Genomic DNA, 12,293 nt, shown 5'->3' with positions numbered 1-12,293 from the left:
AGACTTGCAGCCCGCAGTTAAGATGCCAAAGGAACGAAAACTCGCCTACCAGCGCAGAACGACAGCGCCCCAGGCCAAACCGCCGCCAATCGCTTCGGTCACGATCAGATCGCCTTGCTTGATCTGGCCGCGTGCCACACCCACCGACAGCGCCAGCGGGATAGAGGCGGCAGAGGTATTGCCGTGATCCTGCACGGTCAGCACCACATTTTCCATCGGCACCTCCATCCGTGCGGCAGTGGCGCTGATGATGCGCAGATTGGCCTGATGCGGCACGATCCAATCCACATCCGGTCCCGACAGCCCCACCTTTTCCAAAGCAGCCTCAGCTGTTTCAGCAAGTTTTTCAACGGCTTGACGAAACAACTGATTGCCCTGCATCCGCAGCTTGCCCGCTTGACCAGAGGTGGACACACCGCCATCGACATAAAGCATTTCGCGGTAGCGCCCATCGGAATTCAGGTCTGCCGACAGGATGCCGCGGTCGCTGGTTGTGCCGTCGCCCGTTTCGCCTTCCAGCACCAGCGCGCCGGCGCCATCACCGAACAAAACGCAGGTGGACCGATCCGTCCAATCCATGATCCGGCTGAAGGTTTCAGCCCCGATCACCAGCACCCGCTTGGCCTGACCCGACAGAATCAACGCATTCGCATTGGTCAGTGCAAAGACAAACCCGGCACAGACCGCCTGCACGTCAAAGGCAAAGCCGCGCGTCATGCCCAGTTGCGCCTGCACCATGGTGCCCACCGAAGGGAACGTGAGGTCGGGGGTGGAGGTGGCGACGACGATCGCGTCGATGTCATCGGGCTGCATCCCGGCCATCTTTAGCGCGGCCCGTGCCGCATGGGTGGCCAGCACCGAGGTGGTTTCCCCTTCGGCGGCGAAATGGCGGCGTTCGATGCCGGAGCGGCTTTTGATCCACTCATCCGAAGTGTCGAGCGTGGCTTCAAATTCCGAATTCGGCACCACACGTTCAGGCAGATAATGCCCAACGCCTTTGACGACGGCACGAAGTGTCATTTTTCCCCACCATTTCCTGTCTGCGCATCGGCTGGCACAGAGTGCCCTGCTTGCCCGGCAGAGGCAACGCGCGCCGCCAGTCGTTCATTGAACCCGGATTTTGCAAGGTCAAAGGCCAGTTTGATCGCCGCCGATACCCCGGTCGCATCGGCAGAGCCGTGGGATTTCACAACCGTGCCGTTCAGCCCCAGAAACACCCCGCCGTTCACCCGGCGCGGATCAATCCGCTTTTGCAAACGGCGCAAAGAGCCAAGCGCCAGCAGCGCACCGAATTTGGAGAACAGGCTTGCGTTGAAGGCCTCCCGCATGAAATCGGAAATCAGCTTGGCGGTGCCTTCGCCGGTTTTCAGCGCGATATTGCCGTTAAAGCCGTCTGTCACGATCACATCGACCCGGTCGCCGGGAATATCGCCGCCTTCGACAAAGCCGACAAAGTCGAAATCACCCACATCCGCCACCGCGCTAAGCTGATCATAGGCTTGTTTCAGCTCTGGTCGGCCCTTGTTTTCCTCGGTGCCGACATTCAGCAAGCCAACGCGCGGGCGTTTCAGGTTCAGGCCGTTGCGGGCATAGGATGCGCCCATCATGGCAAATTGCAGCAGATCTTCGGGGTCGGCTTTTACATCCGCGCCCACATCCAACATCACGTTAAAGCCGCCGGGGTTGCGTGAGGGCCACAGACAGGCAATCGCGGGGCGCGTGACACCGGGCAGGCGGCGCAGGCGAATCATCGAAATCGCCATCAGCGCGCCGGTATTGCCGCAGGACACCGCAACCGTCGCCTCACCCTGCTTGACCGCCTCGATGCAAGACCACATCGAGGTGCCATCGCCATTGCGCATGACCTGGCTTGGCTTGTCCTCCATCGTCACGACGCGCGCGGCATGGCGCAACGTGCAACGCCCGGACAATTCCGGGTGTTTGGCGACCATCGGTGCCAAAACAGCCTCATCCCCATGCAGGATGAAGGCGATCCGCGGATTCGCCGCAGCCGACAGCACAAGACCTGCGACAACAGCCGCAGGCCCCCGGTCGCCGCCCATGGCGTCAACCGAAATTACGATACGCCCCGCAGCCTGCCCAGTCGGGCCCTGTTCGTTCGTCACAGGTGTGTCGGTGCTTATCGTCATGCGTCAGGGCAATGACGGACGGCTTACGCCGCGTCCTCGTCCAGATCGATTTCTTCGGTGGACGCAATCACTTCGCGGGCATCATAATGACCGCAAGCACCACAAACGTGGTGCGGGCGCTTCAACTCACCACAGTTGGAGCATTCCGCCGGGTTCGATGCGACCAGCGCATCATGAGCACGGCGCATGTTGCGCTTGGATTTGGTGACTTTATTCTGCGGGACAGCCATGTCTCGACCTCGGGTTATTGGGGGCTAGGCCCCTGATTTTCCTTGGGGATCCGGCCGAAACCCAAGGCTTTGGGTGCGTCTGATCCACACTGTAAACGAAGCGCGGAACATACTGCGATTCTTGTTATACGCAAGCCCTTTCTGAAAGATTGGCAAACTTGGGTTAGCTGCCGTCGCCTTGCGGGCCGTCATCGGGGTTTTCCAGCTTGGCTTTCAGCGCCGCAAGTCCGGCAAAGGGCCGCAGGTCATCATCGCGCAGCGGTGCGGCACCGGGGGCGGTGAACTGCGCGTTTTCCAGCGTGGCCCCTTCGGCCTTGGGAAAGGGCGGCAAGGCCAGCGCCAGCGCCTCCAGCAGCACATGGCCTGCGTCGATCACTTCGCCCAAAGGTTCAGAGGTGTCATCCTCGGGCATTTCCATCTCGGCAGCCTCTGGCAGATCGTAATCCGCGAGAAAGACACGCAGCACATCTTCGCGCAAATGGCTGCGCACCGGGGCAAGCGAGACGCAGCAAGGTTGCTCCACCTCTGCCTCCAACGCGGCCTCCAGCACGAAATCATGCCGGCCTTTGGGAGAGATCATGCCGCTGAACCGCAGCGTCTTGATCGCGGTAATATCCAGAAACGCCGCAATGGCCGCGCGGGTTTCCGCATCCGGTTTCAGATCAAACCGGTTGGGTTTGCGGCTGGACAGGCCGGCCACGCGATAGGGCACGCTATAGGGCAATGGGCCTTGTTCTGGGGGCAGGGGCTGTGACATCGGCTCTCCTTCGGGTAATCTGTGATGCGGGCGGGGCGATCCTTGCCCATCGCCTTGCGTTCCTTTCTTGAACAAAAGCCTATCCTTCTGTAAGCCAAGAGCAACGCCGGAAAACCGGACCGGGATACGGGGCTTAGGCCCCATAGGCAAGAGGGTGCGATGGAAGTGCAGGCAGGCAAGCTACGGGCGCGGATGGCCCAACTGGTCATGGCAGGGTGCATTGTGCTGCTCTCTGCCTGTTCGGCGATCTATCGCAATCACGGCTATGTGCCCTCCGATACAGAGTTGGAGGCGGTTCAGGTCGGCGTGTCGTCGCGTCAGGATGTGGCGGATGCGGTCGGGCGGCCTTCGGCATCGGGGCTGTTGAACGATGTGGGTTGGTATTACGTGCAAAGCCAGTTCAAGACTGTTGGGCCGATGAAATCAGAGGAAATTGACCGTCAGGTGCTGGCGATCACCTTCGATGATCGCGGGATCGTCGAGAATGTAGAGCGCTTTGGTCTGGCGGAAGGGCGGGTCGTGCCGCTGTCGCGCCGCGTAACCGAAACGAATATCAAAGGCATCAGCTTCCTGCGTCAGCTCTTTAGCAGCTTCGGCCGCTTGCGGGCGGATGAGTTGTTGAGCAACTGAGGCCGCTTTTGCCGCAAGGCGGCGGGCGGTTTTGACAGATCGGGGCCGGGGCACGCAATGTGCTCCGGCCTTTTGTTGTTCCGCAATCAAGCAAGAGAGAGGCGGGAATGATTCGCATCGCCCCTGCGCCGAAGGGGCGGGCCGGGCGCTGCTTTGGCTTGCATCGCCTTGCGCCGCCCCGCATATGTAGAGGTGTGAACCGCATGTCGCCCAGGTCAAAGGATGGTTCGGTGCTGCATTTTCGCAAAGGCCGCTATCTTGCCCGCCCCGGCACGGCGCCCGATGATCTGGCCCGCGCCCAAAGCCTGCGCGCCCTGTGCTTTGGAAAGCCCGCCGGGGTGTTGGATGCCGACCCGTTCGACCAACACTGCACCCAGATTTTGATTGAGGACGCCGCCTCGGGCACGCTTGTCGGCTGCTTTCGCTTGCTGGCGGTGCCTGACGGGGCAGCGGTGCAGCGCAGCTATTCCGCGCAATTCTATGATCTGGCAGCATTGGCGCGCTTTCCCGGCCCGATGGTCGAAATCGGGCGTTTTTGCATCCATCCCGGCCATCTGGACCCGGATATCCTGCGCATGGCTTGGGGGGCGTTGACTGCGTGGGTCGATGCAACCGGGGTGCGCCTGCTGTTTGGTTGCACCTCTTTTGTCGGGGATCAGGCCGCGCCGCATCTGGATGCTTTCAGCCTGTTGCACCGCAAGCATATCGCGCCAGAGCAATGGCGGCCGGGCATCAAGGCCCCCGAGGTGTTCGAGTTTGCAACCGGCCTTGCGGGCCATGTCTGCGACCCGACCAAGGCGCAGGCCGGTCTTCCGCCCCTGCTGCGCAGCTATCTGGTGATGGGCGGCTGGGTCAGCGATCACGCGGTCTATGACCATGATCTGCAAACCATGCATGTCTTTACCGGGGTCGAGGTGGATGCCATTCCGCCCACCCGTGCCCGTTTGTTGCGCGCGGTGTCGGGCTAGGCCTTGCGCTTGCGTTCGACCACGCCCAGAAAATCCAGCGCCGCCTCAATCTCGGTCCGGCCTTGCCGTGGCACCTGCGCTTTCAGCGCGTCAAAGCGTTTGCGCAGGGCGGCTTTCTCGGCACCCTTGCAATCATTCCAGGGCCGCCCTTGCAGCCCCATCACAATCACATAATAGCCAATGAAATGCGGGGCGGCGCCCGATTGCAGCAGCCGCAAGTAAGCCGCATCCGGCCCAAGCGCGCGCAGTGCTTCGGCCGAATGGATACCCGCCTTGGCAAAGGCCGCCTCAGAGGCGGGGCCAAGATTGGGAATGGAACTGACAGGGGAATGTGACGCGTTCATGGGCAGCCCTTGCTTTGCCCCCAGATTAGCCCGCCCGATAGGGCGCGGCCAAGGGGGGCTGCCGCAAAAGCGCCTAGATCGAAGCCCAGTCGCGGAAGATCGGCTGACCCTGTTGTTGGCCGTTGGCCGGGGTCTGACCTTGTTGCTGCTGTTGAGTTGGGGCAGGGGTGCTGCCTTGCTGCGGGGTGATGGGCGCGTTTGCCATGGGTTTGTTCCGATTGCGAAAGACCGCCTTGCAACAGTCCGATCGCTCAAATTTTAAAGGTCAGTTGCGGCCATCCCGTGGCAACAATATGGCAAGATTACGGCGATCTAGTCACCACCTCTTGCCATCACAAGGGGGAAAAATCCGGCCCTTGACCCGTTGTGCAGGAAGGCCACAGATTTCGGCTGATTTTTGCCGAATCCTCTGTGATAGTCAGTGCAAAGCCCCTCAGGCGACCCGCAGCAACCGCGTCAGATCGGTGTTATCCGCGACCATATCGGCAATCGTCAACCTGTCGAGAGAGGCATAAAACGCCTCCAGCGCATCGGCAAAGGCGCATTTCAGGCGGCAACAGCCTGCCAGCGGGCAGCCCGCATCGCCGCCTTCCATACATTCGGTAAAGGGCACGGTGGATTCAAAACAGCGCACAACCTCACCCACCCGAATGTCGGCAGCATCGCGGCGCAGGGACAACCCGCCACTGCGGCCCCGGACGGTCGTGATGTAATCGGCTTGTGCCAGTTTATGGATCACCTGTGCCAGATGATTTTCGGACGCATTGCATGCCTCTGCGACATCCTGCTTGCGAACCGTTTGCCCGGCGTTCACCGCGCAAAACATCAAGGTGCGCATTGCCAGATTTGTGCGTATCGTCAGTCTCATGCCAAATGCCTGTGTTGTGATCGGGTAACGCTACCCCATCGCGGGCTTGCAAAACATGATCTAGATCAGGTTTATCACGGCCGGGAACCATGCCGGATTTCGTTTTTCCTTGCTATTGTTAGCGCTATCATATAGCGCGAAGGGTAAAATAGCGCAGACGTCAAAATAGCGCGGGTATCCAATAGGACTGGCACGTGATTGGGGTGCGGCACCGTTCCGGGCTTGATGGGAACGGGCGGTCGCGCCACTCTGGCCACAAAAGCCATTGCCCCAAGCTGCGGGGCCATAATTCAGACGGGACGACACAGTGAACACGCCAAAGCATACCATTCAATCCCCTGACCTGATGTTCAAATCCGAAGGATTGGGCCAGGATGTGTTGCGCCACCTGACCTATACACTGGGCAAGGATACCGCCCATGCCAGCCGCTATGATTGGCGCATGGCGCTGTCTTTCGCCATTCGTGACCGGGTGGTGGGGCCGTGGTTCGCCTCTACCCGCCGCACATGGGCCGAAGGGCGCAAGCGGGTCTATTATCTGTCCATGGAATTCCTGATCGGGCGCGTTCTGGAAGATGCCGCGATGAACCTTGGTCTGGATGATGAGGCCCGCGCCGTCATGGCGGCCAATGGGCAGGATTACCGCGATGTGATCGAGGATGAACCCGATGCGGCGCTTGGCAATGGCGGGCTTGGCCGTCTGGCCGCCTGTTTCATGGAAAGCATGGCCACCGTGGGCTGCCCTGCCTATGGCTATGGCATCCGCTATGAACATGGGCTGTTCCGCCAGCGGTTTGAGGGTGGTTTTCAGGTGGAAACGCCCGAAGATTGGCTGTCGCAGCCCAATCCGTGGGAATTTGCCCGCCCCGAGGCGGCCTATACCATCCCCTTCAAGGGCCATATGGACGGCGAAACCTGGGTGCCGGGCGAAACCGTCATCGCCTCGGCGCATGATATGCCGGTGGTGGGCTGGCAGGGCAAATGGGCCAATACGCTGCGGCTGTGGGGCGCAAAGCCCACGACCATGTTCGATCTGGAACGGTTCAACCGTGGTGACTATGCCGCCGCCGCCGAGCCAGAGGCGCTGGCCCGCACGCTGAGCCGGGTGCTTTACCCAGATGACACCACCTATCAGGGTAAGGAACTGCGCCTGAAGCAGGAATTTTTCCTGACCTCTGCCGCGCTGCAAGACATCCTGCGCCGCCATCTGGCCGCCGGGCTGGATATTGCAGCACTGCCCAACCATGTCGCAATTCAGATGAATGACACCCATCCCGCCATCGCCGGGCCGGAACTGATCCGCCTGTTGGTCGACGAGCATGGGATGGAGTTTGACGCGGCCTTGAAAACCGCGCAGGCCTGCCTTGGCTATACCAACCACACCTTGTTGCCAGAAGCCCTTGAAAAATGGGCCACTTTCACCTTTGGCACAGTGCTGCCGCGCCATATGCAGATTGTCGAACGTATCGACAGCGCGCATCGCCGCGCCCATCCCAACCGCCCGCATTATGTGGGCATCGTGAAACACCATGAAGTGCGGATGGGCGAGTTGGCCTTTATCACCGCGCATAAGGTCAACGGCGTTTCGGCGCTGCATTCCGATCTGGTAAAGCAAAACCTGTTCCCCGAACTGAACGCCTTGCATCCGGGCCGCATCATCAACCAGACCAATGGCGTAACCCCGCGCCGCTGGCTGCGCATGGCCAACCGTCCCTTGGCTGGGTTGATCACCGACACCATCGGCGCAGGGTGGGAAGATGACCTTGACCGCCTGAAAGGGCTGGAGCCGCATGTCGATGACGCCGGCTTCCGCGCCGCCTTTGACGCAGCCAAGCGCAGCAACAAGGCAGCATTGACCGGGTGGATCGGGGCGCATTGCGGCGTCACCGTGAACCCCGATGCGCTGTTTGACGTGCAGATCAAGCGGATCCACGAATACAAGCGCCAGCTTTTGAACATTCTGGAAACCATCGCCCGCTATCAGGCGATCAAGGCCAACCCGCAGGCCGATTGGGTTCCACGCGTGAAGATCTTTGGCGGCAAGGCCGCACCCGGCTATGCGGTCGCCAAAGAAATCATCCATCTTATCAATGATGTGGCCAGCGTTGTTAATGCTGATCCTGATGTTGGTGACCGGCTGAAAGTGCTATATCCGCCGAACTACAATGTTTCCATGGCGGAACGTCTGATCCCGGCCTCTGACCTGTCGGAACAAATCTCGACCGCGGGCAAAGAGGCCTCGGGCACCGGCAATATGAAATTCATGATGAATGGCGCGCCGACCATTGGCACGCTGGACGGGGCCAATGTGGAAATTCTGGACCATGTCGGGGCGGAAAACTTCTTTCTCTTTGGCCTGACCGCCGCCGAGGTGGTGACCCGCCGCGAAAACCCTGACCACGCGCGCGAGGCGATAGAGGCAAGCGCGCACTTGCAAGCGGTGCTGCAAGCCATTGCCGAAGGCCAGTTTTCCCCCAGCCAGCGCGACCGTTATCACGGCTTGGTGCATCGGGTCTGGCACCATGACTATTTCCTCGTCGCGGCGGATTTCGATGCCTATCTCGGCGCGCAGGCCAAGGTGGATGCCGCCTATGCCGACCGGGCGAAATGGCTGCGCATGGCGGCGCTGAATACGGCCCGGTCCGGATATTTCTCTTCCGACCGGACAATTCGTGGTTATATGGCCGATATCTGGTCTGTCGAACCTGCCCTGTGACCCACGCATAAAAGGCGAAACCGAATGGCCCAAACCACCGCCGCCCTGTCGATCCACGCCGCCCGCGCCATTGCCGAAGGCACGCATGGCGATCCGTTCTCGGTTCTGGGGCTGCATCCGGTGGGGGCGGGCTGGCAGTTGCGGGTGTTCGTGCCGGGGGCGGATGCGCTGGTTGTCGTCACCGACACCGAGATTGACGCAAAGCCGCTATCGGGCGTGCCGGGGTTCTTTACCGCCGATCTGCCGGGCCGCGTTGCCTATCACCTGAAGGCCAGCGGCCATGGCAGCACATGGACCTTTGAAGACCCGTTCCGCTTTGGCCCCGTCTTGGGCGAAATGGATGAATATCTGCTGGGCGAGGGCACGCATAAACGGCTGTGGAATGTGCTGGGCGCGCATCTGATCACGCATGAAGGCGTGGAAGGTGTGCATTTCGCCGTCTGGGCCCCCAATGCGCAACGCGTTTCGGTGGTGGGCGATTTCAACGTCTGGGATGGCCGCCGCGCGCCGATGCGCCGCCGCGGGCCGACAGGCGTGTGGGAAATCTTTATCCCCGGCCTGACCGAAGGCACCGCCTATAAATACGAAATCCGCAATCTGGACGGGGCGGTGATGCCGCTGAAATCCGATCCGGTGGGCTATGGGTCCGAACACCCGCCTGCCAATGCTTCGGTGGTGCGCGATCTGCGCGGGGCCGATTGGCAGGATGGCACATGGATGAAAACCCGCGCCACGGCGCAGACGGTCGACGCGCCGATTTCGGTCTATGAGGTGCATCTGGCCTCATGGAAGCGCGCGCCGGGGGACCGGATGCTCAGCTATGATGAACTGGCCGATCAGCTGGTCACTTATGTGACCGAGATGGGCTTTACCCATATCGAGCTGATGCCGATTTCCGAATACCCCTTTGATGGGTCTTGGGGCTATCAGCCCGTGGGCCTGTTTGCCCCCACCATCCGCCACGGCACGCCGCCCGAATTCCGCGCCTTTGTGCAGGCGGCGCATCAGGCGGGCATCGGGGTGCTGCTGGATTGGGTGCCGGGGCATTTTCCGTCCGATGCGCATGGGCTGGGCCGCTTTGATGGCACGCCGCTTTATGAACATGCCGACCCGCGCGAAGGTTTCCATCAGGATTGGAACACCCTGATTTTCAACTATGGCCGCACCGAGGTGGCCAATTACCTGATCTCCAACGCTTTGTATTGGTTAGAGGAATACCACCTTGACGGGCTGCGCGTCGATGCTGTCGCGTCGATGCTTTACCGCGATTACAGCCGCGAGGCGGGGCAATGGGTGCCCAACCGCGATGGCGGGCGCGAGAATTATGAGGCGATTGCTCTGCTGCAAAACATGAATATCACCGCCTATGGTGATTGCCCCGGCATCATGACCGTGGCCGAGGAAAGCACCGCCTTTCCCGGCGTGTCGCGCCCGGTGGATCATGGCGGGCTTGGCTTTGGCTTCAAATGGAACATGGGCTGGATGAATGACACGCTGTCTTATATGCAGCGCGACCCGATCTACCGCAAACACCACCACCACCAGATGACCTTTGGCCTGCATTACGCGTGGTCGGAAAACTTCATCCTGCCGATCAGCCATGATGAGGTGGTGCATGGCAAAGGCTCCATGCTGGAAAAGATGCCGGGCGACCGCGACCAGAAATTCGCCAATCTGCGGGCCTATTACGGGTTCATGTGGGGGCATCCGGGCAAGAAACTGTTGTTCATGGGTTGCGAATTTGCCCAGAACGGCGAATGGGCACATGCCCGCAGCCTTGATTGGCATGAGCTGGAAGGCGAGCATGGCGCGCCGCATCGTGGGGTGCAGGCGCTGGTGCGCGATCTGAATGCGCTCTACCGGCGCACGCCAGCGCTGTATCTGCATGACAGCCGCCCCGAGGGCTTTGACTGGATTTCCGCCGAAGATGCCGATGGTTCCACCTATGCCTTTGTGCGCAAGGGCAAGGCGGGCGATGCGCCGGTGGTCGTGGCCTGCAACTTCACCCCGGTGGAGCGGCGCTTGCGCCTTGGCTTGCCGGGGCCGGGGCCGTGGGCAGAAGTGCTGAACACCGATGCCGCGATCTATGGCGGGGGGAACCGGGGCAACATGGGCGGGGTCGAGGCCGAAGCCGTGCCAAGCCACAACCAGCCGCACTCTGCCATGATCACTTTGCCGCCGCTGGCGACCTTGTTCTTTCAGCAAGCCAAGGTCGGCGCATCGGGCGACAAGACATAAGGGCTTTCAAGGCCATTTTTAGGGGAGGGGAGAACCCATGCAACCACGCATCAATCAAAGGTTGTCATCGCAGGCCATGGCCTTCGTTCTGGCAGGCGGGCGCGGCAGCCGCTTGAAGGAATTGACCGACAAGCGGGCCAAGCCTGCGGTCTATTTCGGCGGCAAGACGCGGATCATCGACTTTGCGCTGTCAAACGCGCTGAATTCGGGTATCCGCAAAATGGCGATTGCCACGCAATACAAGGCCCACAGCCTGATCCGCCACATGCAGCGCGGCTGGGGGTTTTTCCGGGCCGAGCGGAATGAATATCTGGATATTCTGCCCGCATCGCAGCGCGTGTCGGAAAACAAATGGTATCTGGGCACCGCCGATGCCGTGACGCAAAACATTGATATCGTTGACAGCTATGGCGTCAAATATGTGGTGATCCTTGCAGGTGATCATATCTACAAGATGGACTACGAGATCATGCTGCAACAGCATGTCGAAACCGGGGCGGATGTGACCATCGGCTGTCTGACAGTGCCGCTGGCCGAGGCCTCTGCCTTTGGTGTGATGGATGTGGACAAGGATTTGCGCATCACGGCCTTTCTGGAAAAGCCCGCCAACCCGCCGCATATGCCGGGGGACCCGGCTTCGGCGCTGGCCTCGATGGGGATCTATGTGTTCAACTGGGATTTCCTGCGCGATCTGCTGATCCGCGATGCCGAGGACCCCAATTCCAGCCATGATTTCGGCAATGATCTGATCCCTGACATCGTGAAGAACGGCAAAGCCATGGCGCACCGGTTTTCCGAAAGCTGTGTGACGTCGGGCTTGGAAACCGAGCCCTATTGGCGCGATGTCGGCACGATTGATGCCTTCTGGCAGGCCAATATCGACCTGACGGATTTTGTGCCGAAGCTGGATCTTTATGATAACGCCTGGCCGATCTGGACCTATGCCGAGATCAAGCCGCCCGCGAAATTCATTCATGATGAGGCGGCGCGGCGCGGCTCGGCGGTGTCATCGCTGGTGTCAGGGGATTGCATCGTGTCGGGGTCTTCGGTGTCCAACAGTTTGCTGTTCACGGGATGCCGGACGCATAGCTATGCCAGTCTGGAATATGTCGTGGCGTTGCCCGATGTGATCGTGAACCGCAAGGCGGAGTTGAAAAACTGCGTGATTGACCGCGGGGTGATCATTCCCGAAGGCTTGGTCGTGGGCAAAGACCCCGAGATGGATGCCAAGTGGTTCCGCCGCACCGATGCCGGGGTGGTGCTGATCACGCAGGATATGCTGGACGCGCGGGCGCGGAAGCTGAGCTGAGGGTTTTGGGGCAAGGCTGGGGGAGGGCTGTCTGCCCTCCCCCAGACCCCCACCCGAGGATATTTGGACCGAAAAGAAAGGGC

The 12,293-nt window shown here is 60.7% G+C and carries 11 protein-coding genes; 5 read left to right on the top strand and 6 right to left on the bottom strand.

The genetic code is table 11. The annotated features are described in order from the left end of the window. Positions 1-45: 45 nt before the first annotated feature. The 4 genes from EGN72_RS02860 to EGN72_RS02845 form a co-directional block, all read right to left on the bottom strand. Entirely contained in the window at positions 46-1,020 is a 975-nt protein-coding gene (locus EGN72_RS02860) for a beta-ketoacyl-ACP synthase III (protein WP_127045143.1), read from the bottom strand. Beyond that, entirely contained in the window at positions 1,017-2,150 is a 1,134-nt protein-coding gene (gene plsX / locus EGN72_RS02855) for a phosphate acyltransferase PlsX (RefSeq protein WP_127045142.1), read from the bottom strand. The genes EGN72_RS02860 and plsX overlap by 4 nt, the downstream gene beginning before the upstream one ends. Before the next feature lie 23 nt (positions 2,151-2,173). After that, a complete protein-coding gene (gene rpmF, locus EGN72_RS02850) occupies positions 2,174-2,380 on the bottom strand; it encodes a 50S ribosomal protein L32 (protein WP_082224021.1) in 207 nt (68 codons plus the stop codon). Positions 2,381-2,543: 163 nt separating this feature from the next. Beyond that, entirely contained in the window at positions 2,544-3,137 is a 594-nt protein-coding gene (locus EGN72_RS02845) for a YceD family protein (protein ID WP_127045141.1), read from the bottom strand. Between the two features lie 159 nt (positions 3,138-3,296). Here EGN72_RS02845 and EGN72_RS02840 point away from each other — a divergent pair, with 159 nt between their 5' ends. Continuing rightward, positions 3,297-3,767 (top strand): outer membrane protein assembly factor BamE, encoded by a 471-nt coding sequence (locus EGN72_RS02840; protein ID WP_127045140.1) that lies wholly within the window; start codon positions 3,297-3,299, stop codon positions 3,765-3,767. A gap of 230 nt (positions 3,768-3,997) precedes the next feature. After that, positions 3,998-4,735, top strand: a complete 738-nt coding sequence (locus tag EGN72_RS02835) for a GNAT family N-acetyltransferase (protein WP_127045172.1) — start codon at positions 3,998-4,000, stop codon at positions 4,733-4,735. Here the strand turns inward: EGN72_RS02835 and EGN72_RS02830 are convergent. Both EGN72_RS02830 and EGN72_RS02825 read right to left on the bottom strand, forming a co-directional pair. Continuing rightward, on the bottom strand, positions 4,732-5,079 hold the full coding sequence (locus tag EGN72_RS02830) for a TfoX/Sxy family protein (protein ID WP_127045139.1): 348 nt from the start codon (positions 5,077-5,079) through the stop codon (positions 4,732-4,734). The two genes, EGN72_RS02835 and EGN72_RS02830, sit on opposite strands and share 4 nt — an antisense overlap. A 433-nt stretch (positions 5,080-5,512) precedes the next feature. Then, positions 5,513-5,947 carry an Rrf2 family transcriptional regulator gene (locus EGN72_RS02825; protein ID WP_127045138.1) on the bottom strand — a complete coding sequence of 145 codons (435 nt, stop codon included), beginning with the start codon at positions 5,945-5,947 and terminating at the stop codon, positions 5,513-5,515. Positions 5,948-6,293: 346 nt separating this feature from the next. Between EGN72_RS02825 and EGN72_RS02820 the strand changes: the two genes are divergently transcribed. From EGN72_RS02820 to glgC, 3 genes are read left to right on the top strand one after another with little or no spacing between them, the layout of a single operon-like run. Continuing rightward, on the top strand, positions 6,294-8,663 hold the full coding sequence (locus EGN72_RS02820; RefSeq protein ID WP_127045171.1) for a glycogen/starch/alpha-glucan phosphorylase: 2,370 nt from the start codon (positions 6,294-6,296) through the stop codon (positions 8,661-8,663). A gap of 24 nt (positions 8,664-8,687) precedes the next feature. Continuing rightward, complete coding sequence (glgB, locus tag EGN72_RS02815) at positions 8,688-10,901, top strand: 1,4-alpha-glucan branching protein GlgB (RefSeq protein ID WP_127045137.1); 2,214 nt, start codon at positions 8,688-8,690, stop codon at positions 10,899-10,901. A 37-nt stretch (positions 10,902-10,938) separates the two neighbouring features. Continuing rightward, positions 10,939-12,210 carry a glucose-1-phosphate adenylyltransferase gene (glgC, locus tag EGN72_RS02810; protein WP_127045136.1) on the top strand — a complete coding sequence of 424 codons (1,272 nt, stop codon included), beginning with the start codon at positions 10,939-10,941 and terminating at the stop codon, positions 12,208-12,210. Positions 12,211-12,293: the final 83 nt, after the last annotated feature.

The sequence above is a fragment of the Pseudorhodobacter sp. E13 genome (assembly GCF_003991405.1).
GTDB lineage: Bacteria > Pseudomonadota > Alphaproteobacteria > Rhodobacterales > Rhodobacteraceae > Pseudorhodobacter.
This window is presented reverse-complemented; position numbering and strand designations above follow the sequence as displayed.

What these genes read in the sequence shown, in the direction of transcription:
- EGN72_RS02860 (WP_127045143.1), bottom strand. Translation starts at nt 1,020, where the DNA reads ATGACACTTCGTGCCGTCGTCAAAGGCGTTGGGCATTATCTGCCTGAA.
- plsX (WP_127045142.1), bottom strand. Translation starts at nt 2,150, where the DNA reads ATGACGATAAGCACCGACACACCTGTGACGAACGAACAGGGCCCGACT.
- rpmF (WP_082224021.1), bottom strand. Translation starts at nt 2,380, where the DNA reads ATGGCTGTCCCGCAGAATAAAGTCACCAAATCCAAGCGCAACATGCGC.
- EGN72_RS02845 (WP_127045141.1), bottom strand. Translation starts at nt 3,137, where the DNA reads ATGTCACAGCCCCTGCCCCCAGAACAAGGCCCATTGCCCTATAGCGTG.
- EGN72_RS02840 (WP_127045140.1), top strand. Translation starts at nt 3,297, where the DNA reads ATGGAAGTGCAGGCAGGCAAGCTACGGGCGCGGATGGCCCAACTGGTC.
- EGN72_RS02830 (WP_127045139.1), bottom strand. Translation starts at nt 5,079, where the DNA reads ATGAACGCGTCACATTCCCCTGTCAGTTCCATTCCCAATCTTGGCCCC.
- EGN72_RS02825 (WP_127045138.1), bottom strand. Translation starts at nt 5,947, where the DNA reads ATGAGACTGACGATACGCACAAATCTGGCAATGCGCACCTTGATGTTT.
- EGN72_RS02820 (WP_127045171.1), top strand. Translation starts at nt 6,294, where the DNA reads ATGTTCAAATCCGAAGGATTGGGCCAGGATGTGTTGCGCCACCTGACC.
- glgB (WP_127045137.1), top strand. Translation starts at nt 8,688, where the DNA reads ATGGCCCAAACCACCGCCGCCCTGTCGATCCACGCCGCCCGCGCCATT.
- glgC (WP_127045136.1), top strand. Translation starts at nt 10,939, where the DNA reads ATGCAACCACGCATCAATCAAAGGTTGTCATCGCAGGCCATGGCCTTC.